Source organism: Rhodococcus antarcticus (assembly GCF_026153295.1).
Classification (GTDB): Bacteria; Actinomycetota; Actinomycetes; order Mycobacteriales; family Mycobacteriaceae; genus Rhodococcus_D; species Rhodococcus_D antarcticus.
Genome location: NZ_CP110615.1, coordinates 272,164 through 297,244 on the forward strand (window position 1 = coordinate 272,164; position 25,081 = coordinate 297,244).

The 25,081-nt window shown below is 73.4% G+C and carries 24 protein-coding genes and 4 tRNA genes; 16 read left to right on the forward strand and 12 right to left on the reverse strand.

Annotation, left to right across the window (positions count from 1 at the left end; all coding sequences use genetic code 11):
• The first annotated feature begins 1 nt into the window (after position 1).
• Positions 2-2,494, forward strand: a complete 2,493-nt coding sequence (locus RHODO2019_RS01340; protein ID WP_265383287.1) for an MMPL family transporter — start codon at positions 2-4, stop codon at positions 2,492-2,494.
• A gap of 114 nt (positions 2,495-2,608) precedes the next feature.
• On the opposite strand, the gene nicT is transcribed toward RHODO2019_RS01340, so the two are convergent.
• The gene (gene nicT, locus RHODO2019_RS01345) at positions 2,609-3,760 is read right to left on the reverse strand and encodes a Nickel transporter NicT (RefSeq protein ID WP_265383288.1); all 1,152 of its coding nucleotides are present in this window, start codon (positions 3,758-3,760) and stop codon (positions 2,609-2,611) included.
• 311 nt (positions 3,761-4,071) lie between these two features.
• Here nicT and RHODO2019_RS01350 point away from each other — a divergent pair, with 311 nt between their 5' ends.
• Complete coding sequence (locus tag RHODO2019_RS01350) at positions 4,072-5,394, forward strand: serine/threonine-protein kinase (RefSeq protein ID WP_265383289.1); 1,323 nt, start codon at positions 4,072-4,074, stop codon at positions 5,392-5,394.
• 164 nt (positions 5,395-5,558) lie between these two features.
• On the opposite strand, the gene RHODO2019_RS01355 is transcribed toward RHODO2019_RS01350, so the two are convergent.
• Positions 5,559-5,717, reverse strand: coding sequence for a hypothetical protein (locus tag RHODO2019_RS01355; protein WP_265384916.1), 159 nt, complete (start codon positions 5,715-5,717; stop codon positions 5,559-5,561).
• Positions 5,718-5,877: 160 nt separating this feature from the next.
• The gene (locus RHODO2019_RS01360; protein WP_265383290.1) at positions 5,878-6,588 is read right to left on the reverse strand and encodes a biosynthetic peptidoglycan transglycosylase; all 711 of its coding nucleotides are present in this window, start codon (positions 6,586-6,588) and stop codon (positions 5,878-5,880) included.
• 268 nt (positions 6,589-6,856) lie between these two features.
• Between RHODO2019_RS01360 and RHODO2019_RS01365 the strand changes: the two genes are divergently transcribed.
• A complete protein-coding gene (locus RHODO2019_RS01365) occupies positions 6,857-8,293 on the forward strand; it encodes a S1C family serine protease (protein WP_265383291.1) in 1,437 nt (478 codons plus the stop codon).
• 89 nt (positions 8,294-8,382) lie between these two features.
• Here the strand turns inward: RHODO2019_RS01365 and RHODO2019_RS01370 are convergent, their stop codons facing one another.
• Entirely contained in the window at positions 8,383-9,051 is a 669-nt protein-coding gene (locus RHODO2019_RS01370; protein ID WP_265383292.1) for an SGNH/GDSL hydrolase family protein, read from the reverse strand.
• A 136-nt stretch (positions 9,052-9,187) separates the two neighbouring features.
• Here RHODO2019_RS01370 and RHODO2019_RS01375 point away from each other — a divergent pair, with 136 nt between their 5' ends.
• Positions 9,188-9,565, forward strand: a complete 378-nt coding sequence (locus tag RHODO2019_RS01375; protein ID WP_265383293.1) for a cupredoxin domain-containing protein — start codon at positions 9,188-9,190, stop codon at positions 9,563-9,565.
• A gap of 52 nt (positions 9,566-9,617) precedes the next feature.
• On the opposite strand, the gene RHODO2019_RS01380 is transcribed toward RHODO2019_RS01375, so the two are convergent.
• Positions 9,618-9,911 carry a hypothetical protein gene (locus RHODO2019_RS01380; RefSeq protein ID WP_265383294.1) on the reverse strand — a complete coding sequence of 98 codons (294 nt, stop codon included), beginning with the start codon at positions 9,909-9,911 and terminating at the stop codon, positions 9,618-9,620.
• Here RHODO2019_RS01380 and RHODO2019_RS01385 point away from each other — a divergent pair.
• From RHODO2019_RS01385 to RHODO2019_RS01400, 4 genes are all read left to right on the forward strand, one after another.
• A complete protein-coding gene (locus tag RHODO2019_RS01385; protein ID WP_265383295.1) occupies positions 9,892-10,176 on the forward strand; it encodes a DUF7282 domain-containing protein in 285 nt (94 codons plus the stop codon). The two genes, RHODO2019_RS01380 and RHODO2019_RS01385, sit on opposite strands and share 20 nt — an antisense overlap.
• Positions 10,177-10,301: 125 nt before the next feature.
• Positions 10,302-10,721 carry a hypothetical protein gene (locus tag RHODO2019_RS01390; RefSeq protein ID WP_265383296.1) on the forward strand — a complete coding sequence of 140 codons (420 nt, stop codon included), beginning with the start codon at positions 10,302-10,304 and terminating at the stop codon, positions 10,719-10,721.
• Positions 10,718-11,281, forward strand: a complete 564-nt coding sequence (locus RHODO2019_RS01395; RefSeq protein ID WP_265383297.1) for a sigma-70 family RNA polymerase sigma factor — start codon at positions 10,718-10,720, stop codon at positions 11,279-11,281. The genes RHODO2019_RS01390 and RHODO2019_RS01395 overlap by 4 nt, the downstream gene beginning before the upstream one ends.
• Positions 11,281-11,958 carry an anti-sigma factor gene (locus RHODO2019_RS01400; RefSeq protein ID WP_265383298.1) on the forward strand — a complete coding sequence of 226 codons (678 nt, stop codon included), beginning with the start codon at positions 11,281-11,283 and terminating at the stop codon, positions 11,956-11,958. The genes RHODO2019_RS01395 and RHODO2019_RS01400 overlap by 1 nt, the downstream gene beginning before the upstream one ends.
• A gap of 127 nt (positions 11,959-12,085) precedes the next feature.
• Here RHODO2019_RS01400 and RHODO2019_RS01405 read toward each other — a convergent pair.
• Both RHODO2019_RS01405 and RHODO2019_RS01410 read right to left on the reverse strand, forming a co-directional pair.
• Positions 12,086-12,161, reverse strand: a tRNA-Lys gene (locus RHODO2019_RS01405).
• A gap of 77 nt (positions 12,162-12,238) precedes the next feature.
• A complete protein-coding gene (locus RHODO2019_RS01410; protein ID WP_265383299.1) occupies positions 12,239-12,457 on the reverse strand; it encodes a hypothetical protein in 219 nt (72 codons plus the stop codon).
• Between the two features lie 182 nt (positions 12,458-12,639).
• On the opposite strand from RHODO2019_RS01410, the gene RHODO2019_RS01415 reads away from it, so the two are divergent.
• From RHODO2019_RS01415 to RHODO2019_RS01430, 4 genes are all read left to right on the forward strand, one after another.
• Positions 12,640-13,593, forward strand: a complete 954-nt coding sequence (locus tag RHODO2019_RS01415; RefSeq protein WP_265383300.1) for a heavy metal-binding domain-containing protein — start codon at positions 12,640-12,642, stop codon at positions 13,591-13,593.
• Positions 13,594-13,598: 5 nt separating this feature from the next.
• Complete coding sequence (locus RHODO2019_RS01420; RefSeq protein ID WP_435532246.1) at positions 13,599-14,408, forward strand: heavy metal-binding domain-containing protein; 810 nt, start codon at positions 13,599-13,601, stop codon at positions 14,406-14,408.
• Positions 14,405-14,821 carry a hypothetical protein gene (locus RHODO2019_RS01425; RefSeq protein WP_265383301.1) on the forward strand — a complete coding sequence of 139 codons (417 nt, stop codon included), beginning with the start codon at positions 14,405-14,407 and terminating at the stop codon, positions 14,819-14,821. The genes RHODO2019_RS01420 and RHODO2019_RS01425 overlap by 4 nt, the downstream gene beginning before the upstream one ends.
• Before the next feature lie 79 nt (positions 14,822-14,900).
• Positions 14,901-16,496, forward strand: coding sequence for a molybdopterin-dependent oxidoreductase (locus RHODO2019_RS01430; RefSeq protein ID WP_265383302.1), 1,596 nt, complete (start codon positions 14,901-14,903; stop codon positions 16,494-16,496).
• Positions 16,497-16,512: 16 nt separating this feature from the next.
• Here RHODO2019_RS01430 and RHODO2019_RS01435 read toward each other — a convergent pair whose 3' ends face one another.
• Together RHODO2019_RS01435 and RHODO2019_RS01440 are read right to left on the reverse strand one after the other, a co-directional pair.
• Positions 16,513-17,268, reverse strand: coding sequence for a maleylpyruvate isomerase N-terminal domain-containing protein (locus tag RHODO2019_RS01435; protein ID WP_265383303.1), 756 nt, complete (start codon positions 17,266-17,268; stop codon positions 16,513-16,515).
• On the reverse strand, positions 17,268-18,671 hold the full coding sequence (locus tag RHODO2019_RS01440; RefSeq protein ID WP_265383304.1) for a dihydrolipoyl dehydrogenase family protein: 1,404 nt from the start codon (positions 18,669-18,671) through the stop codon (positions 17,268-17,270). The genes RHODO2019_RS01435 and RHODO2019_RS01440 overlap by 1 nt, the downstream gene beginning before the upstream one ends.
• Before the next feature lie 170 nt (positions 18,672-18,841).
• Here RHODO2019_RS01440 and RHODO2019_RS01445 point away from each other — a divergent pair, with 170 nt between their 5' ends.
• Complete coding sequence (locus RHODO2019_RS01445; RefSeq protein ID WP_265383305.1) at positions 18,842-19,510, forward strand: ScbR family autoregulator-binding transcription factor; 669 nt, start codon at positions 18,842-18,844, stop codon at positions 19,508-19,510.
• 8 nt (positions 19,511-19,518) lie between these two features.
• Here RHODO2019_RS01445 and RHODO2019_RS01450 read toward each other — a convergent pair whose 3' ends face one another.
• Positions 19,519-22,359: an FAD-binding and (Fe-S)-binding domain-containing protein gene (locus RHODO2019_RS01450; protein WP_265383306.1), complete on the reverse strand. Its 2,841-nt coding sequence runs from the start codon at positions 22,357-22,359 to the stop codon at positions 19,519-19,521.
• A gap of 96 nt (positions 22,360-22,455) precedes the next feature.
• On the reverse strand, positions 22,456-23,745 hold the full coding sequence (locus RHODO2019_RS01455; protein ID WP_265383307.1) for a hydroxyacid-oxoacid transhydrogenase: 1,290 nt from the start codon (positions 23,743-23,745) through the stop codon (positions 22,456-22,458).
• 197 nt (positions 23,746-23,942) lie between these two features.
• Here RHODO2019_RS01455 and RHODO2019_RS01460 point away from each other — a divergent pair.
• The 3 genes from RHODO2019_RS01460 (at position 23,943) to RHODO2019_RS01470 (ending at position 24,218) form a co-directional block, all read left to right on the forward strand.
• A tRNA-Glu gene (locus tag RHODO2019_RS01460) sits at positions 23,943-24,015 on the forward strand.
• Positions 24,016-24,037: 22 nt separating this feature from the next.
• Positions 24,038-24,114, forward strand: a tRNA-Asp gene (locus RHODO2019_RS01465).
• 27 nt (positions 24,115-24,141) lie between these two features.
• A tRNA-Phe gene (locus RHODO2019_RS01470) sits at positions 24,142-24,218 on the forward strand.
• A gap of 49 nt (positions 24,219-24,267) precedes the next feature.
• Here the strand turns inward: RHODO2019_RS01470 and RHODO2019_RS01475 are convergent.
• Complete coding sequence (locus tag RHODO2019_RS01475) at positions 24,268-25,065, reverse strand: GAF and ANTAR domain-containing protein (protein WP_265383308.1); 798 nt, start codon at positions 25,063-25,065, stop codon at positions 24,268-24,270.
• Positions 25,066-25,081: the final 16 nt, after the last annotated feature.

Consider the following 25,081-nt stretch of genomic DNA (forward strand, 5'->3'; position numbering starts at 1 on the left):
GATGAGCGCGACCAGGGTGAGCAGGCCTGGTGGTCGGCGGGCGCGCACGCCCCTCGCGCGGCGCTACGCCGAGTGGACGACGCGCCACCGGTGGGCGATCGTCGTGGGTTGGGTCGTCGGGCTCGGTGTGCTGCTGGTCGTGCCACCGGTCGGGACGGGCGGGGACCAGCTGGCCAGCATCATCCCGCTGGACAGCCCGGCCGTGGCCTCCGAGCTCCGTGCCGTGACGGAGTTCGGCTTCCCACTGTCCAGCCGCACCGTGGTCGTCCAGCGTGACCCCGGGGGCCTCTCGCCCTACGTGCAGGCGGAGTCGGTCCTCGACGCCGTGGCCCTCGACCAGACCGGGGCGGACTACCCGCTGCTCGGCGCCCTCCCGCTCACCAACACGCTGCGCCTCGGTGGCACGAGCGGTGAGACCAACACCGCCGTGCTCACCTACCTGTTCATGGATCCCACGAGCAGCTTCAGCGGCCAGCAGGAGGCCGCGCGGCGCTACATCAGCGAACACCTCGAGCGCCCGGAGGACCACCTCGTCGGGGTGACCGGCTCCATCCCCGCGCGGGCCGAGCAGGCCTCGATCGTGGACCAGTACCTCCCCCGCCTCGAGCTGTTCACCGTCCTGGCGATCGCACTGCTCGTCGGAGCCACCTTCCGCTCGGTGGTGGCGCCGTTGCTCGCCCTGGTGGCCGCCGGACTGTCCTTCGTCACGACGACCCACCTGACCGACATCGTGGGTGGACTGCTGGGGGTGGGGGCGCCCGCCGAGCTGAAGCCGTTGCTGGTGGCCCTGCTCCTCGGTGTCGTCACCGACTACACGATCTTCTACCTCACCGCCGTGAGGGTGCGTCTGCCCGAGCACGACGACTGGCGCGACGCCGTCACGGCTGCCGTCGCCGCCGACACCCCCATCGTCATGGCGGCCGGTGTCACTGTTGCGGCCGGCACTGCGGCTCTGCTCGCCGCCAGCTCGGCGTTCTTCCGCGGGTTCGGTCCAGCGATGGCGCTGGCGGTCGTCGTCGGTCTCGTCGTCTCGGTGACCCTCATCCCGGCCCTGCTCGCGATCCTCGGGCCCCGCGTGCTGTGGCCAGGACACCGCCGGGTGGGCGCGGCACTCGGCACCGGCACGGCTGGAGCCCTGCAGGGCGGGAAACCCTCACCGCTGGTGCGTGTTCTGCACAGCCGCAAGACGGCGTGGGTGGCCGTGGTCTTCTGCGTCGGCGTCCTCGGTCTCGCCACCCTCCCCATCCAGCGGCTCGACCTGGGGGTGGGTTTCATCAGCTCCCTGCCCGACACCAACCCCGTCAGCCGTGCCTCGGCGGCCGCCGGCACCGCCTTCGCCCCCGGGATCACCTCGCCGACCACGATCCTCATCGAGAAGCCGGGGGTGACGGGGGACATCAGCGCCCTCTCGGGCTTCCAAGACCTCGTCGGGCAGGCCCAGGGAGTGGCCGGCGTCATCGGGCCCGCCCAGAACTTCACCCTCCAGGCCCACAACATCGTCCTCGCGAGCAGCGGCAACGCCGCCCGGATCCTCGTCGTCCTCGACCACGACCCCCTCGACGCCGTGGCCATCCAGGACCTCGCGGCCCTTCGAGCCCAGCTGCCGGAGCTCGCCGCCCGCAGCGGCCTGCGAGATGCCCGGATCAGCGTGGGCGGCGACACCGCCCTCGCCGTGGGCCTGGTCAGCTCGACCAGTGCTGACCTCGGACGGATCGCCGTGGCCGGGATACTCGTCAACCTGCTCCTGCTCGTCGTCTTCCTCCGCGCCCTCATCGCGCCGCTGTTCCTGCTCGCCTCCAGCATCCTGGCCCTCACGGCCTCGCTCGGACTCACGGTGCTCGTCTTCATGGTGCTGGGGCACCAGGAGGGGGTGACCTTCTACGTACCCTTCGCCGCCGCCGTGCTCCTGGTCTCCCTCGGCTCGGACTACAACATCTTCGGGGTCGGTCGGGTGTGGGAGGAGGCCCGCCACCGCCCGCTGCGGGAGGCTGTGCTCAAGGCGGTACCGGAATCCTCGCGGGCCATCACCGCAGCAGGAGTGACGCTGGCCGTGAGCTTCGGGATGCTCGCGATCATCCCCTTGGCACCGTTCCGCGAGCTGGCCTTCGCGATGACGTGCGGCATCTTCATCGACGCCTTCCTCGTGCGTTCGCTGCTCGTGCCCGCCCTGCTCCTGGTCGTCGGCCCGCGCAGCGGGTGGCCCGGCCGCGCCCTCCGACGCCGCGCCGCCCCCGTCGGCGGACCACCGGCTCTGCCCACCCCGGCGGTCGCGCCGACCCCCGTCCCACCCCCGTGGCTCATCCCGCCAGTCACCCCCCCCGGCCGCCACGCAGGAGGAGCCCCCACGGCCGCAGGGCCCACCCCGACAGGTCACCGACCGCCGGCCGCACCCCTGGTGTCCCTCACGGCAGTCGCAGTGCTGGCCGTCGTCGTAGGTGCCGCTGGGGCAGCGCTGGCACACCGGAGGCGACGGTCGCGACGCGAGAAGTACTGACTCCTCGGCCCGCACGGCACCAGCGGCGGCGACCTCGCCGGCGCGGCGGTGTGCACGTCAGGCGCGTGCGCACGTCCGGTCGTGGTGCGCCCGGTTCGCTCACCGGGAGGCGGCTCAGGTGGTGGGCGTGGGCGTGGTGCCGGGGAGGTCTGGGGTGCCGGGGAGGTCTGGGGTGCCGTCGCCGTAGCGGGCGTCGAGCTTGCGGAGCTTCCAGTTGAGGATGGCGCCGATCCAGACGACGAAGAAGATACCGACGATGAAGCGGCCGACGATGTTGATGTCGATGCTGGCCAGGAACGTCCAGGGCTGGCCGTCGAGGCTGAGGCGGTCGGCGACGAGGCCGAGGATCTCGATGGTGCCGATGACGACGGCGACGAAGATGGAGAGCCCGGTGGTCGTGATGTTGTAGTAGATCTTGCGGATGGGGTGGACGAAGGCCCAGCTGTAGGCCTTGGACATGAACACCCCGTCGACGGTGTCCATGAGGGACATGCCGGCGGCGAAGAGGATGGGCAGGGCGATGATCGACAGCGGGGGGAGCCCGCCGGCGACCGCGGTGCTGCCGGCGATGGCGATGAGCCCGACCTGGGTGGCGGTGTCGAAGCCGAGGCCGAACAGCAGTCCGACGGGGTAGAGCTGCCAGGAGTGGTTGACGAGCTTGTTGTAGCGGCCCTTGAAGATGCGGTTCATGAACCCGCGCTGGGCGAGCAGGGCGTCGAGCTCCTCGGGGGAGTACTCGCCACGCTTGGCGCTGCGCCAGGCGTTCATGATGCCGCGGAGCACCGCGAAGTTGAGGGCGGCGATGAGGTAGAGGAACAGGGCGGAGACGAGGGTGCCGATGAGGGCGCCGGGGCCCTGGAAGGCGTCCTGGAACGCGGTGGCCCGCGAGGCGACCAGCGCGAGGGCGGTGACGAAGAGGAAGACCACGGTGGAGTGGCCCAGGGAGAAGAAGAACCCCACCGCCAGGGGCTTCTTGCCCTTCTGCAGCAGGTAGCGGGTGGTGTCGTCGATCGCGGAGATGTGGTCGGCGTCGAAGGCGTGCCGCAACCCGAGCACGTAGGCAAGGGCACCGGCCCCGGCGTAGACGAGCGTGCCGTCGGTGCCGACGGTGTTGTGGATGGTCGGGTCGGAGTTGTAGTGGGTGAACAGGCCCCACCCGAGGACGTGCAGGGCCGCGATGAACCCGAACATCCCCACCAGGCGGGGGATCTCGGCTCGGGTGAACCGGATGCGGCGGTGCGCCTGCTCCAGGTCGCTCGCCGACATTTCCGGATCGACCAGATCTGATCGACGCGATTCCACGCTCACGACACCCTCGCCATCATCTCGTTCCTGCCACAGAAATGCAGCAGCGCCAGGGGTGCAGCGTGGCACACGCCGGGCACTGATCACCAGAGGGTCCGGCAACTCGTCCGGGTTGCCCACACCCCCGGCGGGGGGCGCCGAGGATGAGCGGCGGTCCCAGGTCCACCTCTGGCCGCGGATCCAAGCCAATGCCTCCGGGTCTCCACCACTCGTCGCAGCGCGACCTGGCCTGCGTGTCGGTCCGGCGCTGGATTGTGCGTAGCGTGCTGCGGATGTCTGGTGCGCAGCACGACGGGCGGCACCCCGCTGCGGTGCTCGCCGGTCGGTACGAGCTCGTGGACCTGCTCGGCAGTGGTGGCATGGCCGAGGTCTTCCGGGCCCGCGACCACCTGCTGGCCCGGGACGTGGCCGTGAAGAAGTTCCGGGCGCACACCCTCGACGAGGGGGAGACCCTGGCTCGGGCGCGCGCCGAGACCCGGGTGATGGCCAGGCTGAGCCACCCCAACCTCGTCGCTGTCCACGACGCACACTTCCCGGCCCCGGGCGCCCCGAGCCGACCCGACGAGCCCGCGTTCCTGGTGATGGAGCTCGTGCGCGGGCCCACCCTGGCCGACGCCGTGCGGGACAGCCCGATGAGCCTGGACCAGGTGGCCCGCACGGGTGCTGGTCTCGCCGATGCCCTCGCCCACGTCCATGCCGCCGGGGTCGTGCACCGTGACGTCAAGCCCGCCAACATCCTGTTGACCACCGCGGGCACGGCGAAGCTGGCGGACTTCGGGATCGCCCTGGCCGACGGGGCGCGCCACACCGCCACCGGGGCCCTGGTCGGCACGGCCGGCTTCCTCGCCCCCGAGCAGATCCGGGGCGCGGACGCCACTCCTGCCTCCGACGTCCACGCCCTGGGTCTGGTCCTGCTCGAGTGCATCACCGGTCGGCGGCAGTACGAGGGAACCGGGATCCAGGCCGCCGTTGCCCGCCTGCACCGGCCGCCGGTCATCCCGCGCGAGCTGGTGCCCCGGCCCTGGGCGACGCTGCTGCTGGCCCTCACCGACGACGACCCCGGAAACCGTCCCACCGCCGTGCAGGCCGCGGCTGCGCTGCGCCGTCTCGTTCCCGGTCACGGGACCCACCCCGAGCGACCCGGCGTGCTGGTGGATCGGCCGACGACGGTCCTCCCGCCCGACGACGCAGCGCTGGTCGCGAACGCTCACGTCACCAGGAACCTCGAGACCGGACCGGCGGGACCGGGGAGGGGTCGGCGGAGCTGGGCCGTGCCGGCGGCCGCCGTCCTCGTCCTCGTCGGGGCGGTCAGTGCCGCCTCCCTGGTGCTGGGCGACCCCGCACCCACGACCCCGTCCACACCCCGGGTCGGAGGTGAGGTGAGCACCGGGGTGGTGGTGCCATCCCCGGGTACGGCCACCGGGACGGGCGGTGCCGTCAGCGCCACCACCGGGCCGCCGGTCACGCCGGCGCCGGCGAGCCAGACCGCCGCCGCCCCGGTCACGACCACCGATCCGCCTCCTCCGTCGACGCCGCCCGCACCCAAGAACGGGAAGGGCGACGGCGGCGGGAGCGGGAAGAAGAACGGCGGCTAGCGGCCCGTCGACGTCCTGGCCACGCCACCGTGGGCCGGGGTGGCGTGGACGACGAGCCCAGCCTGTGACCAGGGGTGCCGCGGCAGCCGTAGCTCCACGGCACCCCCGTGCCTCAGCTCACCGTCACCGCCGTGCGCCGCACGGGCTGGTGACGGATGGTCGGGTCAGTACCAGTGGGCGCGCCCACCGACCTTGCGTCCGCCGGCGCCGACCAGTGCCAGGATGGCGCCGACGACGACCAGGATGATGCCGATCGTCCAGAGGATCGGGATCCCGGCGATGAAGCCGATCACGAGCAGGATCGCCCCAAGAATGATCATCATGCCTACTTCCGTTGCCGAATACCGTCACGCGACGGTGCAGGGGGAGTTCTACTCCGGAACGGCTCGTAGGTCGGGACGAAGGACCCACCTCGGACCGCACCACGCGAAACCCGGTGCGATCAGGCCCGACGCCGAGGCGGTGTTCGGAGGTCGTCGTCGGCTAGCCGCCGTGGAGGCCGAGCGGTGCGGTGCGGGCGGCGGTGGCCTGGGCTGCGCTGAGCACTCCGGTGGCGACGAGCCTGTCGAGGACGTGGCCCTGCCGGCTGACCGCGAGGTCGAGGTGCTGCAGGGGGTCGTAGGCGCTGGGGGCCTGGACGAGGCCGGCGAGCAGGCTGGCCTGGGCCCAGCTGAGGTCGGCCGGGGCGAGGCCGAAGTAGCCGCGGGCGGCTGCGGAGAGGCCGTAGAACCCGTGACCGAAGTAGACGGCGGCGAGGTACATCTGCAGCACCTGGTCCTTGGTGTACCCCGCGTCGAGCTTCACCGCGAGGACGGCGTCCTCGGCCTGCGCCGGCAGGGCCTGGCTGCCGTTGCTGTAGAGGACCTTGGCCAGCTGCTGCTCGAGGGTGGCGCTGCCCGCGTCGCCAGTCACCGGTGAGGTGACGTAGCGGTACATCCCCGATGCGGAGAGCCCGGGGTTGCGGGTGAACGTGGCGTCCTCCGTCGCGATGACCGCCTGCCCCACCCGGTCCGGAACGGGGAGAGAACCAGGGTCGTTGGCTCCGAACACGGCCAGTCGCAAGGCGATGCGGGCCTGCGCGTCGGACACCGACGGGGTCAGCTGCCACGCCGCGGTGCCGAGCACTCCGGCCAGCACGAGGGCGGCGACGAACAGTGCTCCGAGCCGGCGCGGCCAGGACCGACGTGCTGCCACGGGTGGCCCCGCCCACGGTCGGCCCCGTGCCTGCGACCTCTGGCTCACGACCATCCCCCCGCCCCTGTGCCGGCTGCCCGGTTGTCCCTCCAGGGTGCCGTCGGCGGCTGAGAGCGCCCTGAGCGCACGGCGCTCGGCGCGGGCACCGGGACCGGCTGACGACAGGTGCGCAGGTTCCCCACAGCCGCGTCCCAGGTTCGGGGGCCAGAACGGAGGGTGCCCACCTGCACAGCCCGGGGTGAGCACGTCGACCCCCTGAGGAGCGCAGATGAGCACCCCGCCGACCGACCCCTACACCCCCTCCGGCGTCGGGCCGGAGCTCGGACCGACGCCGGGGCAGACCCCCTTCCCCCCGCGCTGGGAGCCTGGCGCGGAGGAGCCCGGGGCCACCTCCTACCCGAGCTGGCCGCCCCCCTGGTCCCACGTCCAGCCGGCTGCGCGGCCCGGCCGGTGGGCCCGGCTGGCCACGGCGGTGCGGCGTCCCCGCAACCTGGCTGCCGCGGCGGTCGTCGCTGCCCTGGTGGTGGGTGGGGGCGCGGGTGCGGGGATCACCAGCCTGGTTGCCGGGCACACGGGGAGCGCCGCTCCCGGCGTCGCCCGCTTCAACCAGGACCTGGTCCCCAACGGCAACCCGGTTCCGAACCCGGCCCCGGTTCCCGGGCAGGTGCCCGGAGGTACCACCCACGGCGACCCCTTCCGCGGGACACCGCCCCGGGGCACCTTCCCGGGCCCGGGAACCGATGGCTCGAACGGCAGCGGCACCCCCAGCAGCACCACCCCCTCGGCCACGGCCACCGCCACGGCCCAGCAGTCCACCGGCATCGTCGACATCAACACCGTCGACGGCTACCAGAACGCGCAGGCCGCCGGAACCGGGCTCGTCCTGACCAGCACCGGTCAGATCCTGACCAACAACCACGTGGTCGACGGCGCCACCACGATCACCGTCACCGTCGTCACCACCGGCACCACCTACGACGCCACCGTCGTCGGCACGTCACCGACCCAGGACATCGCGGTCCTCCAGCTCAACGGTGCCTCCGGCCTGGCCACCGCGACCCTGGGCGACAGCAGCAGCGTCAGCGTGGGTGCGGCCGTCACCGGCGTCGGCAACGCCGGCGGGGTGGGCGGCGTCCCGAGTGCCGCACAGGGCAGCGTCACGGCCCTGGACACGACGATCACCGTCTCCGACCAGGGCGGCGCACACTCGGAGACGTTGCACGGGTTGATCGTCACCAGTGCGCCCATCCAGGCCGGTGACAGTGGTGGACCTCTCTACGACGCCACCGGCGCGATCATCGGGATCGACACCGCCGCCGAGACCAGTGCGACCAGCGGCGCCACCTCGGCGGGCTTCGCGATCCCCATCAACGCGGCCCTCACCATCGCCGGGAAGATCGAGGCCGGGCAGGCCAGCACGACGATCCACCTCGGCTACCCGGCGTTCCTCGGGGTCGGGCTCGCGCCCGGCACGACGAGCGCGACCGTCGGCACCGTCTTTCCGGGCAGCCCCGCGGCCCAGGCCGGCCTCGGTGCCGGGGACACCATCACCGCCGTGGACGGCACCCCCGTCGTCGACACCACCACGCTGCACCAGGCGATCAGCACCCACACGCCCGGCGACCGGGTCACCCTGACGTGGACCGACACCGCCGGCACCTCCCACACCGCGCCAGTCGGCCTCGTCGCCGGACCGGCGGACTGACCCCGGACACCCGCGCCCGGACGCGGTGGTGGGCCCGGGTGGTCGGCAAGCAACCGGTGGGACTTCTCGGTCCGCGTCGAGCGGTGGGATCACCGCACGATCAGGGGTCCCACGGCGTCGACCATCTGCTGGGCGAGGTACTGCTCGCCGTCGGTGTTGGGGTGCTCGCCGTCGTCGGCGACGAACTGGCTGGCGGGGCCCTGGAACCATCCCAGGCTGAGGGGGTCGAGGAAGTGCCCACCGACGTGCGCCGTGGCGGTGGCGAGTGCGTCGCGGATACCGGTCAGGTCGACGCCCGGGTCGGCCGGGACCGAAGGGGCCCCTACGACGAGCAGCGTGGCAGCGGGTGCGAGGTCCCGCACCCGTTGCAGGGTCTGGGCCATCGCCGGGGCGACATCGGGCTGGCCGGCGTCGTTGTCGGAGCCGAAGACGACGACGATCTGGGCCTGCGCGACGACAGCCCGGTTGACGAGGTCGAGGAAGACGTTGCCGTTGTCGCCGGGTGCCACGTACCCGGCGCCGTTCTCCGAGGCGTTGGTGATCTGCACGTGCTGGCCGCGTGCGGTGAACAGTGACCGCGCCTGCCGTGTCCAGGGGTCGCCCGGGGTGGCGAACCCGGTGCTCAGCGAGTCACCGATCACGACCAGCCGCGTCGCCGCGGCCGCCGGCGGTGGGCGGGTGGCCGCGGCGCGGCTGGCGCAGCCACCGACGAGCACCACCGCTGCGGCAGCCGCAGCTGCGGCCAGGACCCGGGTCACCGGCTGTCGTCGGGTTGCGAGCACTCCTCACGGTACGTCCGTCCAGGGGCGGGTGCGGACGCCCGCGACGAGCGCTGCGCGGAGGGAATCGTGGTCGGTGGTGAACCGATCCGCGGTGTCGTCCGTGTACAGGTCCATGAACACACGTCGGCTCGTCCGGGTCCGGGTCCTGCCGCTGCTGGTGGTGGGGCTGCTGGGTGCGGCGGGGTGCGGCTCGTCGCCGACCCCGACCCCGCCCGCCACCGGTGGAGCCGGGGCGTCGGCCTCGGCGGGCGGTGAGTTCACCATCAAGGCATACAAGTTCCCGGCGTTCACCGCCTCGCCGGGTCAGGAGCTGACCCTGGTCGACGGGGACAGCGAGCCGCACACCGTGACCGCCGACGACGGCAGCTTCGACTCCGGCAGCTTCGACAACACCGCACCCGGCACCCTCGTCGCGCCGACGAAGCCCGGCACCTATGCGGTGCACTGCACGGTGCACCCCTCGATGCACGGCACCCTCACCGTCGCCTGAGCCCACCCTGTTTTCCGGCTCGCGGCCCAGATGGTGCCGTGGCCAGTCCCACCTACTCGAGGAGAAACCCTGTGAACACCGTCCGGACCGCTGTGACTGCTGTTGCTCTCGCTGCTGGGGTGGTGGGGGTCAGTGCCTGCGGCAGCAGCACCCCCGCGGCCGCCCCCTCCAGCTCCACCGCTGCCGCGTCGACCTCGGCCGCCTCCGGGTACGGGCCGAGCTCGTCGTCGGCGGCGTCGTCCTCGGCTGCGGCACCGGCCGCCGCCACCGGGACGTTGACCGCGGCGGACCAGAGCAGCGACGGGAAGTCGGTGGTCGTGGCCTCGGTGGACCTGCAGGCGGGCACCCAGGGCGGGTGGATCGCCCTGCACATGGACGTCGGTGGCAAGCCCGGCCCGGTCAAGTACGAGGTGGCCATCCCCGCCGGGGCGTCGACGAACGTCACGATCCCCACCCCGGAAGGTATCGCCACCGGCGCGTACTGGCCGATGCTGCACGTCGACGACCACGTCATCGGCACCTACGAGTTCCCGAAGGTGCCGGAGGCTGACCTGCCCGCGATGGCCGGGGGCAAGGTCGTCATGCAGAAGATCACCGTCACCGTCACGTAACGCACCCGCGCCCGCACACCTCCGTACCTCACACCGTCGATACCTCACACCGTCGATACCTCACACCGTCGGACAGGAGCACCATGAGACGACACGTCGGTTCAGGACCCCGCCGGGGTGCACGGGTGGGTGGGCTGGTGCTGCGCCTGGTGGTGGTCGCCGGGCTGGCGGTGGACGTGTTCGTGCACCTGCGCCTGGCTCCGGGCTACGACCTGAACACCGCGGCGGTGAGCGAGGGGGCCCTGTTCCGGGTGGAGGCCGCCCTCGCCGCGGTCGCCGCGGTGCTCGTGCTCGTGACCCGGTGGCGGGTCGGGGTGGTGCTGGCGTTGCTCGTCGCTGCGGGCGGGGTCGCGGCGGTGCTGCTGTACCAGTACGTGGACGTGGGTGCGGTGGGGCCGTTCCCCAACATGTACGAGCCGATCAGCTACCCGGAGAAGACCTACAGCCTCGTCGCCGAGGCGGTTGCAGCCCTGGCGGCGCTCGCCCTGCTCGTGCTCGGCTCCAACTCCCCAGCACGCCGTGGGCGCGAGCGGGGCCGAGGGTGAGATTGGTACCGGGTGGGTCGGCGGGACCGGCCGCCGCGGATGCCACGGTCGGAGCCGAGGCTGATGCGGCCCTGGTGCGGGCGCTGCACGACGAGCACGCCCCGGCGCTGTACTCGTTCTGCCTGGGCTTCACCGGTGACCGGCAGCGCGCCGAGGACGTGGTCCAGGAGGTCCTCGTCCGAGCCTGGCGTCACGCCGCCACCCTGCGGCGCGACGCCAGACCGGTGCGGCCGTGGTTGTTCACCACCGCCCGCAACCTGCTCACCGACGCCCACCGCGCCGAGCTGACCCGGCCCCGGCTGCTGCCCTCCGACGCCGAGGTCGGGGATGTGGCGGCCCGCGACGACATCGGCCGAGCCGTGGAGTCCTGGACGGTGGCCGAAGCGCTGCAGGGGTTGTCCGCCGAGCACCGGGAGGTCCTGGTGCAGGCCCACTGGATGGGTCGTTCGGTCACCGAGATCGCCGAGGTCCTCGGCCTCCCGGCGGGCACGGTCAAGTCCCGCACGTACTACGCGGTGCGCGCCCTGCGCCTCGCCCTGGAAGAGAAGGGACTGGGCTGATGGCCGAGCTGACCCACGCCGAGCTCCGGTCGTCCCTGGGCTCCTACCTGCTGGGATCGTTGGAACCCGCCGAGCGGACCGTGGTGGACACCCACCTGGCCGGGTGCGCCACCTGCCGGGAGGAGCTGTCCTCCTACGCTGCCCTGCCGGCCCTGATGTCCCGGGTGAGCATCGACGCGGTGCGTGGTGCGGAACCGGCGTCGGTGGTGCCTCCGGGTGTGCTGGGTCGGGCGCTGGACGCGGTCGCCGCCGAGCGCACCGCCACCGTCACCCACCTGCACCGCTGGCGCCTGGGTGCCGTCCTGTCCGCGGCGGCAGCGGTGGTGGTGGCGGTGGTCCTGGGCGTCACCACGCTGCAGGCGCAGACCGCGACCACCCCTGGTGGGGTGGCGCTGGTGGCCGCGGCGGGGGTCACCGCGACCGGCACCGCCACCGTGGAGGCCAAGCCGTGGGGCACCGCGGTCACCCTGCAGCTGCAGGGGCTGCCCCAGGGCGGAGCCTTCACCGCGTGGGTCAGTGCCCCCGACGGCACGCGCGCACTGGCCGCCACCTGGTCACCGACCCCCGACGGACACGTCCTGCTCACCGGTGCCGCCAACATCCACGACACCACCCACGCCGCACTGCAGGTCACCCAGGACGGCACCACCCTGCTCACCCTGCCCGCACACACCTGACGGGGTCGGGCGGGCGCAGGGCGAGCGACCCGCCGCGGCAGGTGCAGCGTCGGACCAGCCGCGACGACCGAGCCGACGGTGGCACCGATCAGGACGGTGGCGTGGGCGGGATCGTTCCAGGTCAGAGTGGTGGGCCCCGTCGGGCTCGAACCGACGACCAACGGATTAAAAGTCCGTAGCTCTACCAGCTGAGCTAGAGGCCCTGGGCGCGCGGGAGAGGCGGGAGGACCGCTGGTCGCCGACGCGCGACGGGAACGGTACCGGAGGCCGTCCGGCGTGGTCAGGCGTTGAGCGACTGGGCCAGCAGGTACAGCTCGGCGTAGCCCGTGGGTCGGGTGCCTGCGAGGGTGTCACCCAGCTCGGGGAGGGTCATGGTGCCGCCGAGGCTGAGGTAGCCCAGCCAGAGGGTCCACACCGGGGTTCCGCGGCGGGCGAGCTCCCGACCGAGGGCCACGGCCGAGAGGGCGCGGCCGTCGTGCAGATCACTGTCCGTGGTCATGGTCCCAGGGTCGACGGCTGCGATGGCCACCGTGGTACCGCCGCGTCACGGGTTCGTGCCGCTGACGACCGTGGTCGTCGGCGGGGATCAACCGACGCGGGCCAGGAAGGGCAGCGCTCGGGACGCAGGAGTGGCACTCTGGCGACCGGGCCCGTAGCGGTCCTGAGCAGGAGAGGACGGCGATGGCCGACGGCACCCCGGAACGGGACGCCGAGAGTGCCCGCCGACTCGAGTCCGGTTCGCTACCCGTTGTCGCCGACGACCGGCTCGCCCAGCTCCGCCGTACCGGCGCCTTCACCTCCCAGCTCGCCACCTCGGAGTTCGCCACCCTCCGCGCGGCGGGGTTCGACCCGGTCGGCCAGGTCATGGGGACCAGCGTCTACCGGCTCGGCTACATCCCGTACACCTGCAGCTACGGCTTCGGGCTGGCCTACGGCGCCGGTGGCGGGCGCGGCGGCTACCGGCCGGGCAGCACCACCAGCGTCCACGGCTACGTCCAGGCCCTGCACCGCGCGCGCGAGCTCGCGCTGGGCCGGCTCGTCGACGAGTGCCGCGCCCTGGGCGGTGACGGCGTGGTGGGCGTGACCGCCGTCCGGCTGCCCTTCCCCGGCGTCTCGCGGACCTTCGAGTTCTCCGTGACCGGGACCGCGGTGCGTGCTCGGGGCCAGGTGCGCCCGCGGCACCCGTTCACCTCGGACCTGTCCGGCCAGGACGTCGCGAGCCTGCTGCGCGCCGGCTACGTGCCCACCACGCTGGCCTACGGGATCAGCGTGGGCGTGCGCCACGACGACTGGCGCACCACCCGGATGTCCGGGGCGTGGGCGGGCAACGTGGAGATCCCCGGCTACACCGAGCTCGTCAACGACGTCCGGCACTGGGCGCGACAGGACTTCACCGCTGCCGTGGCCCTCTCCGGCGGGGAGAACGCGGTGCTGCGCGACACCGAGCTGGAGATCTGGGAGCAGGAGCCCAGCGACGGGCACCGCGACCACTTCGCCATCGCGACCCTGGTCGGGACCGGGATCGCCCGGTTCACCGCCCGACCGGTGCCGCCGCCCGCCCCGCTGACCATCCTCCGGCTCGACTCCCGACCCTCCGCAGCCCGGACCGCCACCACGACCAGGGGACACCGATGACCGACCTGCAGGACGCCGCGCTCCCGGAAGCGGCGATGCGACGACTGGCCGAGCTGGGGGACCGCCAGGGCGCGATCTTCACCTCCGACCTCAGCGTCAACGAGTTCCTCCTGGTCAAGGAGGCCGGCTTCCACCCGGTGGGCCTGGTGCTGGGCAGCTCGATCTACCACGTGGGCCTGCAGGTGGGCCGGTGGAGCAAGAACCAGGAGCTCACCACCCTGACCCAGGCGCTCTACCACGCACGCGAGCTCGCCATGAGCCGCATGGTGGCCGAGGCCGCGGCGCTGGGGGCCGACGGCATCGTGGGGGTGCGCCTGACCCTGGAGCAGAAGGAGTTCGGGTCCAACGTCACCGAGTTCATCGCCATCGGCACCGCCGTCAAGGCCGAGGGCGGCCGCACGCAGACGCAGTGGCGCACGCGCACCGGGGCACCGTTCACCTCCGACCTGAACGGCCAGGACTTCTGGACGCTGCTGCAGTCCGGGCACGCCCCGCTGGGCCTCGTGCTGGGCACCTGCGTCTACCACATCGCCCACCGCGGCCTCGGCAACGTGATGGCCACCGCCGGGCAGAACGCCGAGCTGCCGCAGTACACCCAGGCGCTGTACGAGGCGCGCGAGCTGGCCATGGGTCGCATGCAGGCCGAGGCCGAGAAGCTCGGGGCCGAGGGCATCGTCGGCGTGGTCCTGGACTCCCACAACCACACCTGGGGCGGTCACACCACCGAGTTCCTCGCCATCGGCACGGCCGTGCGCCCCTACGCCGTCGACCACGTCATCGCCCCGCCGACCATGGTGATCGGGCTCGACCGGTGAGCGGCGACGTCGAGGTGGCCACCCTCGCCGCCGCGCTCCGGGCCGACGCCGGTGACCTCGCGCTGTACGCCGGGTTCCTGCTCAACTCCCTCGGGGACGCCCTGCCCGCCGAGCTCGTCACCGTCGACCGCACCCGGACCCTGTCCGACCGCGTCCGCGGGGGAGAGGGCACCGTGACCGGGGTGCACGTGCGCCTGGGCGAGGAGCTGTTCAGCCTGCGGCGGGACCGGGTCGGCGCGGCGGGCACCGCCACCGTGAGCCACGAGGTGGGCGGCATCCGGCTCTCCACCGAGACGGTCGGGCTCGACACCTGGTCCACCCGGGTCTCGGCGGCGCTGCTCGTCCGGGCCCGGACGAGCTCCGCGGCGGCGGCCGCGCTCACCGGGATGCTCGCCCCACGACCCCTGGACTGAGCCGCCCGTCACCGCACCGTCACCCCCTGGGACCGACGATCTCGGGCCGCCCCGGGCACAATGAAGGGGTGGTGACCAGGTGAGCACGGACGTCCGCGACCGACCGAGCACGGCCGTGCCCGCACCGCACCCGCTGCCCCGGCGGGTCGGCGCGCTGATCGGCGTCCTCGCCGTGGCGGCGGCCCTGGGTGTCGCGCACCTCGCCGCGGGGCTCGTGCAGCTGCCGTCCTCGCCGTACCTGGCCGTGGGCAACGCCTTCATCGACCTGACCCCGCCGTGGCTCAAGACGTTCGCCGTCGACCAGTTCGGCACCAACGACAAGACCGCGCTGCTCACCGGCATGGCCCTGGTGCTCGTGGCCCTGGGGGCGGGCGTCGGGCTGCTGGCCCGGTGCGACACCCGGCTCGGCGTGGCGGGGGTGGTGGTGCTGGGGCTCGTGGGCCTGGTGGCCGTGCTCACCCGTCCCGACACGACGGCCGTGGGGGTGCTGGCCCCCCTGGTGGCCCTGGTGGCGGGGGTGGGTGCGCTGCTGTGGCTGCTGCACGCGGCCCGGACGAGCTGGCCGGCCGCGGTGGCGCGCACCCCGCGCGGCACCGTGCTCCCGGTCTCGCGCCGCACGTTCCTCGGCACCTCGACCGCCGTCGCCGCCGGGGCAGGGGTGGCCACCGTGCTCGGTCGGGCCGCGGGCAGCTCGGTGGACGTCGCGGCCGCCCAGGCACGGGTGGGCACGCTGACACCGGTGACGACCCTGCCGGCCGTTCCCGCCGGCGCGGACTTCACCGCGGACGGTGGGTTGCCGTTCATCACCCCGAACGCCGACTTCTACCGCATCGACACCGCGCTCTCGGTGCCCCGGCTCAGCGCCGCCGACTGGTCCCTGCGCATCCACGGCATGGTCGACCGCGAGATCACGCTGACCCTCGACGACCTCCTGGCCCGCGAGCTCGTCGAGCAGCGCGTCACCTTCACCTGCGTGTCCTACGACCTCGGCAGCAACCTGGTGGGCACCGCCGACTGGGTGGGCGTCTCGCTGCGCGACGTCCTGCTCGAGGCCGGGGTGCAGGACGGGGCCGACCAGATCTTCTCCACCAGCGTCGACGGCTTCACCGCGAGCACGCCCGTGGACACCGTGATGGAGCCCGACCGCGGCGCGATGCTCGCGGTCAACATGAACGGCGAGCCGCTGCCGGCCGAGCACGGCTTCCCGGTGCGGATGCTGGTGCCCGGGCTGTTCGGCTTCGTCTCGGCCACCAAGTGGATCGTCGACATCGAGCTGACGACGTACGCGGACAAGCAGGCCTACTGGACTCCGCGCGGCTGGTCCGACCACGGGCCGGTCAAGCAGGCGTCCAAGATCGTCTCGGGCTCCTCGGTGGCCAGCGGCAGCGGGTTCACCACCACCCTCACCGGGGCCGCGTGGGACCAGCACACCGGGATCACCGGGGTGGAGGTGCGCCTCGACGACGGGCCGTGGCAGCCCGCCCGGATGGGTGCCGACGGTGGGCGCGACGCGTGGCGGATGTGGCGCGCGGACCTCACGGGCGTCCCCGCCGGTGAGCACACCGCGCAGTGCCGGGCCACCAACGCCGAGGGGACCCAGCAGACCGCAACACCCGCGCCGCCCAACCCCGACGGTGCGACCGGCTGGCACACGGTGCGCGTCAAGGTCGGCTGAACCCGGCCGGGTTCGCTCAGAAGTCGGTGTCCGCCAGCAGGTCGTCGAGCACCGCGCGGTCCCCGAGGACGTCCAGCCCGTCCAGGGTGCGCCGTCGGGTCAGCACCCGCAGCAGGTCGGCCGCGGGGGCCCGCAGCGCGGAGTCGCCCCTCGCGTGGCCCGGCGTCCACCGGAGGCCGTCCGGGGTGCGGGTCAGCATCCACTCGCCGTCGTGGTCGGTGGCGTGCAGGTGCACCGTCTCGCCGGTCCCGCGCAGCGGGTGTGCCCCGTCGTCGGTCAGGGCGAGCACGTCGAGCCAGTGGCCCACGCCGTCGACGGCCAGCGCGGGGTCCACGACGACGGGGAGGCCGGCCGCGAGCTCGGCGTCCACCCGGCGCAGCAGGGTCTCGTGCACCGCCCAGCGCGCCCAGAACCCCGAGCTCGGCTGCTCGGCCCAGCTCCACACCTGCGTGTCCGGGCCGGCGTCGGTGAGTGCGACCACCAACCGCTGCGCGCCGGAGACGAGCCACTGCGCCACCCCGTCGGCGTCGTCGGGCGGGGTCCGGTCGTCCAGGCCGGTGACGGCCACGAACTCGGTTGCCCGCGTGCGGACCACGGCCTCGGCCCAGCGCTGCGCGTCGCCGACGTGGCGGGCCAGGCGGGCGGTGTGCCAGCCCGGGACGGAGGGCACGGGTGCGTCGAGCCCGGCCGCTCCCAGGGCCGCGGAGAGCCGGGCGGTCTCCGCGGTGATCGCCGTGAGCAGGTCGGTGTGGTCGAGGGGAGCAGGCGTCACTACAGGCCGTAGGCCTCGAGCAGCCGCAGCCAGACCTCGCTGATGGTGGGGTAGGCGGGCACCGCGTGCCACAGCCGGTCAACGGGCACGTCGCCGACGATGGCGATGGTCCCGGCGTGGACGAGCTCGGCGACGTCCTGGCCCACGAACGTCACGCCGAGCAGCGTCCGGCTCGCCGTGTCCACGACCATGACCGCCTTGCCGGTGTAGCCGTCGGCGTGCAGCGCGCTGCCGGCCACGGCGATGTCGATCTCCACCACGTCGTGGGCGATCCCCGCGTCGCTCACCTGCCGCACGGTGCGGCCGACGAAGGCGACCTCGGGGTCGGTGAACACCACCTGGGGGACGGCGCCGTGGTCGGCGGTGGCGGAGTGCGCGCCCCACGGTGCGGTCAGCTCCGGCTCGCCCTTCGCCCGGGCTGCGACGGCGTCACCCACCACCCGTGCGGCGTACTTGCCCTGGTGGGTCAGCGGTGCCCGGCCGGTGACGTCGCCGCAGGCGTAGAGCCACCGCCCGGCCACCCCCTGCACCAGCCCGGAGTCGTCCACCTCCAGGGTCGCGCCGGGCTCCAGGCCCACGGTCTGCACCCCCACGTCGGCGGTGGCGGGCCGGCGGCCGGTGGCCACCAGGAGCTCGTCGGCCAGCACGTCCGTGCCGTCCGCGAGGACCACGTGCACCCCGGCGTCGTCACGGTGCACGCGCTCGACGTCGGTGCCCAGGTGCAGGGTGACCCCGTCCTGCGCCAGGCCGGCCTCCACCAGCTCCGAGGCGACCGGCTCGAGGTTGTCGAGCACGGTGGTCCCGCGCGAGACCAGGGTGACCGCCGAGCCGAGGCGCTGGTAGGCCTGGGCGAGCTCGCAGCCGACCACGCCCGAGCCGATCACCGCCAGCCGGGCGGGCACGGCCTGGGCGGACGTGGCCTCGCGGGAGGACCAGTGCGGGGTGTCGGCCAGTCCGGGCGTCGGGGGCTCGCTCGGCACGCTGCCGGTGGCGAGCACCACGGCGTGGCGGGCGGAGAGCTCCAGGGGGCCGTCGGAGGTCTCGACGGTCAGCGCCCGGGGACCGGTCAGCCGGGCGTGGCCGCGCACGACGGTGATGCCCGCACCCTCTGCCCACTCCACCTGGCTGTCGTCCTTCCAGCCGGAGGTGAACGAGTTACGGCGCGCCAGCACGTCCGCGGGGTCGAAGTCGGCGGTCACCCCCGCGATGGCCCGCGCGGCGTGCACGGCCTGGGTGGTGCGGATGAGGGCCTTGGACGGCATGCACGCCCAGTAGGAGCACTCCCCGCCCAGCAGCTCCGCCTCCACCAGCGCGACGGTCATGCCACCCCGCACCGCCCGGGCCGCCGCGTTCTCGCCGACCGCACCACCACCGACCACCACCACGTCGTACGTCTCGCTCATGGGCACACTCGACCGCACCCGGACCGGCGGCACAACCCCTGACGTGCCACGGTCACCCCGTTGTCACGTGTCGGCCTCCGCGAGGTGCTCCGAGGGTGATCATCCCGCTAGGTTGTTCGAGCGGCTCAAGACTTTGGGAACACGCTCATCCGCGACGGCGAGGAGGGCCGGTGGCAGCGCAGCAGCGCGAGCAGGCCCGGCGCACCCGGCAGGCCATCGTGTGGTCGGCCGCGCGCGAGTTCGACCGCAACGGCTACACGGCGACGTCGGTCAGCGCGATCCTCGCGGGGTCCGGTGCCACCAAGGGCGCCTTCTACTTCCACTTCCCGTCCAAGGAGTCCCTGGCGGCGGCCATCGTCGAGGGCATGCACACCCGCTGGGCCCCTGCGGTGCAGCGCTGGGCGGCCAGCGAGCACGATGCGCTCGGGGTGGTGCTCGGGTTGGTCGACGAGGTGGTCGTGCACACCACGGCCGACACCGTGGTGCGGGCGGGGTTGCGCCTGACCACCGAGCACGAGCTGGTCGGCGCCGGGTTCCTCGCGCCGTTCCCCGAGTGGGAGCGCATCTTCGGCCACCTGTTCCACCGGGCGGCCCGCACGGGCCTGCTGCGGCCGGGGGTGCGTCCGGAGACGGCCGCGCACGTCCTGGTCGCCGGGATCGTGGGGGAGCGCTCGTGCGCCCCGGTGGGGGTCGGCACCGACGAGCTGCGCCGCCTCACCGACCAGCTGCTGGCGGTGCTCCTGCCCGCGTTCGCGGAGCCGGGGTGGACGCAGCGGTGGCGGGCCTCCGGCTGGTGGTCGCGCAGCCTGCCCGAGCTGTCGGACGAGCCCGACCCGTAGCGCCGCCCTCAGGGGTGCAGCCCCATGGCCCGCGCCGCGAGCTGGGCCAGGTGCTCGGGGCGGTCGTCGCCGGCCTGGCGGACCTGGGTGCGGCAGCTGTATCCGTCGGCGAGCACGGCGGTGCCCGGCCCCGCGGCGCGCACGGCGGGCAGCAGCACCGCCTCGGCACAGGCCTGGCTCACCGCGTGGTGCCCGACGGTGAAGCCGAAGTTGCCGGCCAGGCCGCAGCACCCGGAGTCGAGCACCTCGGCGCGGATGCTCAGGGCGGACATGACCTCTCGGTCGGCCGTGGTGCCCAGCTCCGCGTGCTGGTGGCAGTGCACCTGGACGATGGCCGCGCGCTCGGTGCCGTCGGCGAAGGACGCGAGGTCCGGGTGCGCGGCGAGGATCTCGGCAAAGGTCTTCACGGCCGACGGGAGCCGGGTCTCGCCGGGCAGCAGCTGGGCGGTGTCGTGCTTGAGCGCGGCGGTGCAGCTGGGTTCCATCCCGACCACGGTGATCCCCTCGTCCAGCCACGGCGCCAGGGTGGACACGCTGCGGGAGAGCACCTTCCGGGCCCGGTCGAGCTGACCGGTGGTGGTCCAGGTCAGCCCGCAGCACACCGGCTCGGCGGGCAGCTCCACCCGGTGGCCGAGGTGCTCCAGCACGGCCACGGTCGCCTTGCCGACGTCGGGGTCGAGGTGGTTGGTGAACGTGTCCGGCCACAGCAGCAGGCGCGGGGCGTCCGCGGGGAGCGTGGGTGCGGGGCGGGCGGCGAACCAGGCCCGGAAGGTCTGCGGCGCGATCTCCGGGATGGTGCGCTCGGGGGCGATGTTCCCGAGCTTCTTGGCCACCGCGGCGAGCGCGGGAACCCGCGCGGCGCGGTTGAGCAGCCGCCGGCCCCGGGCCAGGCGCAGCCAGAGCGGCAGCCAGCCCATGGCGTAGTGGTCGCGCGGGCGCAGCCGGCGGGCGTAGTGCTGGTGCAGGAACTCCGCCTTGTAGGTGGCCATGTCCACGTCCACGGGGCAGTCGCTCTTGCAGCCCTTGCACCCCAGGCACAGGTCCAGCGATTCCCGGACCTCCTCCGACGCCCAGCCGTCGGTGACGACCTCCCCGCGCATCATCTCGTGCAGCAGCCGGGCGCGCCCGCGGGTGGAGTGCTGCTCCTCGCCGGTGGCCCGGTAGCTCGGGCACATGACCCCGCCACTGGGGTTGAGGCAGGCGCCGACGCCCACGCAGCGCCGGGCCGCGGTCTCCAGCGAGCCCCCGTCGTGCGGCAGGGCCATGCCCTGGGTGGTGCGCAGCGGCAGGGTCGGCCCGGCCAGGAACACCCGCAGGTCGGCGTCCAGCGGGGCGGGGTCGACCACCCGCCGCGGGTTCATCATCCCGTCGGGGTCCCACGCCGCCTTGAACGCGCCGAACGCCTCGACCACCGGTGCTGGGTACATCCGGCTGAGCAGCTCCGCCCGGGCCTGCCCGTCGCCGTGCTCGCCGCTCAGCGAGCCACCGAGGCCGCCCACCAGGTCCGCGGCGTCCTCCATGAACGAGCGGTAGCGGGCGATGCCGGGGCGGGTGAGCAGGTCGAAGTCGATGCGGGCGTGCACGCAGCCGTCGCCGAAGTGGCCGTAGTAGGCCGTCTGCAGGTGGTGCGAGGCGAGCAGGGCGTCGAAGCCGCGCAGGTACTCGGCGAGGCGCTGCACGGGGACGGCGGAGTCCTCCCAGCCGGGCCACGCCTCGCTGCCGTCCGGGGCGCGGGTGGCCAGGCCCGCACCCTGCTCGCGGATGCTCCACAGCGCCCGCGCCTGCGCCTTCTCGGTGACGACGACCCCACCCCTGCTCTGCACGCGTGCGTGCACCGCCTGCGCGGCGGCGCGGGCCTCGGCCGCCGTGGTGCCGCCGACCTCGACGAACAGCCACGCGGAGCCCTCGGGCAGCAGCCGCCAGCTCGTCGCGTCCGGGCGGCCGCTGCGCAGGGTGGCGACCAGGGAGGCGTCCACCCCCTCGATGGTCAGCGGGACGATCTCGCCGGCGTTCCTGAGCTCCACCAGGTGCGAGGCCGCCTCGGCCGCGGCGTAGGAGCTCTCGAAGCCCAGCACCACCAGCGCGGTGGCCGCGGGCACCTCGACCAGGCTCACCGTGGCGGCCAGGATCGTCGCGCAGGTGCCCTCGGTGCCCACCAGGGCGCGGGCGAGGTCGGTGCCGTCGCCAGGGCGCAGCTCGTCGAGGTTGTAGCCGGAGACCCGACGGGTGAGCTGGGGGAACCCGGTGGCCACGTCGTCGGCCCAGCGGTCGCGGACGGCCGCCAGCGAGTCCAGCAGGGGGGTCCCGGCCAGCGTCGTGCCGGGCCCGGCCGTGAGGCGCTCACCCCGGTAGGTGATGACGTCGAGGCTGCGCACCGAGTCCACCGTCTTGCCCCAGGCCACCGAGTGCGAGCCGCAGGCGTTGTTGCCGATCATCCCGCCGACGGTGCAGCGGCTGTGGGTGGACGGGTCGGGCCCGACGCGCAGCCCGTGCGGGGCGGCGGCGCGCTGCAGGTCGTCCAGCACCACGCCCGGCTGCACCGTGGCCTCGCGGCGCACCGGGTCGATGCTCAGCACGGACCCGAGGTGGCGCCGGGTGTCCATGACGACCGCGGTGTTCACGGCCTGCCCGGCGATGGAGGTGGCCGCGCCGCGGGGCAGCACCGGCACCCCGCGCTCCCGGCACACGGCCAGCACCGCGGCCACGTCGTCGGCGTCCACCGGGTGCACCACGGCCAGTGGCACGTGCCGGTGGTTGGAGGCGTCGGCCGCGTGGGTGGCCCGCGTCTGGGCGTCGTCGGCGACCCGGCCCCGGACGGTGCGGCGGAGGTCGGCGGCGAGGTCTGTCACCGGCTCAGCATCCCCGCCGGACCCCCGCCGCGCCCACCGCACGACTGTGAACGATTTCTCGTGCCCTGGGTCCAGAAATCACGCACGGGCGAAGCCTCACCAGTTCTCGATGGACTCGCGGAAGATCTGCCCGACGACCTCCTCGGTGACGTCCTTGGGGCAGGTCGAGAGCAGGCGCTGCTGCTTCATGGTGCCGCCGACGAGCTCGTCGATGCTGGACTCGTCGAACCCGCACGCCCCGATGCCGTTGGGCATCCCGATGTCGCGCATGAGGTCGATCATCGCCTGCGGCAGCCGCTCCGAGGCCTCCGCCGTCTCGGTCTGCGGGCTGAGCAGCTCGGCGGCGCGCAGGTGCCGCTCCGGCGCGGCGTCGAAGGTGAACCGGAACGCGGCCGGAGCCGTCAGCGAGACCGCCTGCCCGTGCGGCACCATCGCCTCGTCGGACGGGTAGCCCGCCGGGTGGTAGCCGGACACCTGCCCGGCGATGGGGTAGCCGTTGGCGTGCGGGATGTGCACCCCGGCGTTGCCGAACCCCATGCCCGCGAAGGTCGCCGCCATCATCATGTCCATCCGGGCCGCCACGTCCTCGGTGCCGTGGTGGACCGCGCGGCGGAAGCTGCTGGCCAGCAGCGTCATCGCCTTCTCGCACCACAGGTCGCTGACGGGGTTGGAGCCGCAGTAGGTGACCCGCGCCTCGGGAGCCTTGCGCGCCCCGGAGCGGTAGTCCCGCGCGGTGTAGCTCTCCAGCGCGTGGCAGACGATGTCCATGCCCGAGGCGGCGGTGACCTCCGGGGGAAGGCTCATGGTCAGCAGCGGGTCCACCACGGCCAGGGTGGGCCGCAGCCGCCAGTGGCTGATGCCCGTCTTGACGCGCAGGCTCAGCACGTCCAGCACGCACATGGCGGTGGACTCCGAGCCGGTGCCGGCGGTGGTGGGCACGGCGATGAGCGGCTTCAGCGCCCCCGGCGGCACCTGGGCCCGCCCGACGGGCTTGTTGATGTAGTCCATCAGCTCGCCCGGGTAGGACGTGAGCAGGTTGACGGCCTTGGCGGTGTCGATGGTGGACCCGCCGCCGACGGCCACGAAGCCGTCCCACGGACCCTGCTCGGTGGCGTAGCCGATGGCCTTGGCCATGGAGTCGTCCGTCGGCTCCACGTGCACGCCGTCGAAGATCTCGTAGGTGATCCCGTACTGGGCGAACGAGTCCGCGATGCGGTGCGGCACCCCGCTGGCCAGGACCCCGGGGTCGGTGAGCACCAGCACCCGCTTCACCCCGTGCTGGCTGAGCTCGAAGCCCACCTCGTCCGCGGCCCCGGCGCCGAACTTCAGCGGCGGGGCGCCCCAGGTGAAGACGGTTTCCTCGGTGGGCGTGACGAGCTCGGTCATGGGTCCTCCTGGTGATCACCACGGTGTGACCTCCTCACGCTGGCAGCGGTGCGGGGGTGCGTCAACCTCGGGGTCCGCGGGGTGGACGAGCAGCCGGTTTGGGAACACCTCCGGTGGTGGCTTATGCTTGCCGGGCTCCCCACGGACTCGACGTCGTGGGTGCGCCACAGGTCGGGGTCCTTCGTCCTGACCGGTGCGCCCCCTTCGTTTAGCGGCCTAGGACACCGCCCTTTCAAGGCGGCAGCGCGGGTTCGAATCCCGTAGGGGGTACGGTCGACAAGCTCCACAGCAAGGCCCTGTAGCGCAGTTGGTTAGCGCGCCGCCCTGTCACGGCGGAGGTCGCGGGTTCGAGTCCCGTCAGGGTCGCCACGCCCGGTCGTTCACCGGCCGGGTTCCGGCCAGGTAGCTCAGTTGGTACGAGCGTCCGCCTGAAAAGCGGAAGGTCGACAGTTCGATCCTGTCCCTGGCCACCAGCTCCGCCCCCCGCAGCTCCGCCCCCCCGCAGCTCCGCCCCCCCGCAGGTCAGCTGGGGCCGGCGTCGGCCTGCTGGGCCCCGGTGTGCTGGTCGAGGAAGCCCACCGCCACGTCGTGCAGCCTGACGTTGGTGTTCTGCGACTGCGCGCGGAGCAGGTCGAAGGCGGCGTCGGCGTCGATCTGGTGCAGCGCCATCATGATTCCCTTGGCCTGCTCGATCGGGGCACGGGAGCGCATTGCCTCCCGCAGCTGCTCGGCCAGGTGGTGGCGGGCCCGCAGCCGGGCGTAGTCCGAGATGGAGCGCGAGGCGTGGGCCACCAGCACCTTCAGCACCACGGCGTCCGCGCTCGTGAAGCCGTCCGGCGAGGTGCTGTAGAGGTTCAGGGCACCCAGGTAGCCGTCGTCACCGGCCAGCGGCGCGGCGAGGAACGAGTGGATCCCGCTGGACTCCGCGCCCGGGGCGAAGTCCGGCCAGGTGCTGCGGACGGTGTCCACGTCGACGAGCACCACCTCGCCCGTGCGCATCGCGTGCAGGCAGGGGCCGTCCCCGGCGGCGTACTGGGCGGCGTCCACCTCGAGGGTCCGGTCGTCGGTGCAGACCGCGGTGAACGGCTCGCCGCCCAGCTGCGCCGTCACCCCGGCGCTGCTCGCCCCGCCGATCACCTGCGTGGCCACGCCGACCGTGCGGTGCAGGAACTCCACGAGCTCGTCGGAGCTGGTCACCGACCACGACAGGGACGCGACCACGCTGGCCAGTGCCTCGGGGTGCGTGCGCACCGCGGCGCGCACGAGCTCGAGGTAGGACCCGGACTGGGGATCGGTCAGCTGCACGGTGTCGACGGCCACCGGCGAAGGATAGGGC

Coding starts and splice junctions, on each gene's coding strand:
- RHODO2019_RS01340 (WP_265383287.1), top strand. CDS start 2: ATGAGCGCGACCAGGGTGAGCAGGCCTGGTGGTCGGCGGGCGCGCACG.
- nicT (WP_265383288.1), bottom strand. CDS start 3,760: ATGTCGGCGAGCGACCTGGAGCAGGCGCACCGCCGCATCCGGTTCACC.
- RHODO2019_RS01350 (WP_265383289.1), top strand. CDS start 4,072: ATGTCTGGTGCGCAGCACGACGGGCGGCACCCCGCTGCGGTGCTCGCC.
- RHODO2019_RS01355 (WP_265384916.1), bottom strand. CDS start 5,717: ATGATGATCATTCTTGGGGCGATCCTGCTCGTGATCGGCTTCATCGCC.
- RHODO2019_RS01365 (WP_265383291.1), top strand. CDS start 6,857: ATGAGCACCCCGCCGACCGACCCCTACACCCCCTCCGGCGTCGGGCCG.
- RHODO2019_RS01375 (WP_265383293.1), top strand. CDS start 9,188: ATGAACACACGTCGGCTCGTCCGGGTCCGGGTCCTGCCGCTGCTGGTG.
- RHODO2019_RS01400 (WP_265383298.1), top strand. CDS start 11,281: ATGGCCGAGCTGACCCACGCCGAGCTCCGGTCGTCCCTGGGCTCCTAC.
- RHODO2019_RS01410 (WP_265383299.1), bottom strand. CDS start 12,457: ATGACCACGGACAGTGATCTGCACGACGGCCGCGCCCTCTCGGCCGTG.
- RHODO2019_RS01415 (WP_265383300.1), top strand. CDS start 12,640: ATGGCCGACGGCACCCCGGAACGGGACGCCGAGAGTGCCCGCCGACTC.
- RHODO2019_RS01440 (WP_265383304.1), bottom strand. CDS start 18,671: ATGAGCGAGACGTACGACGTGGTGGTGGTCGGTGGTGGTGCGGTCGGC.
- RHODO2019_RS01455 (WP_265383307.1), bottom strand. CDS start 23,745: ATGACCGAGCTCGTCACGCCCACCGAGGAAACCGTCTTCACCTGGGGC.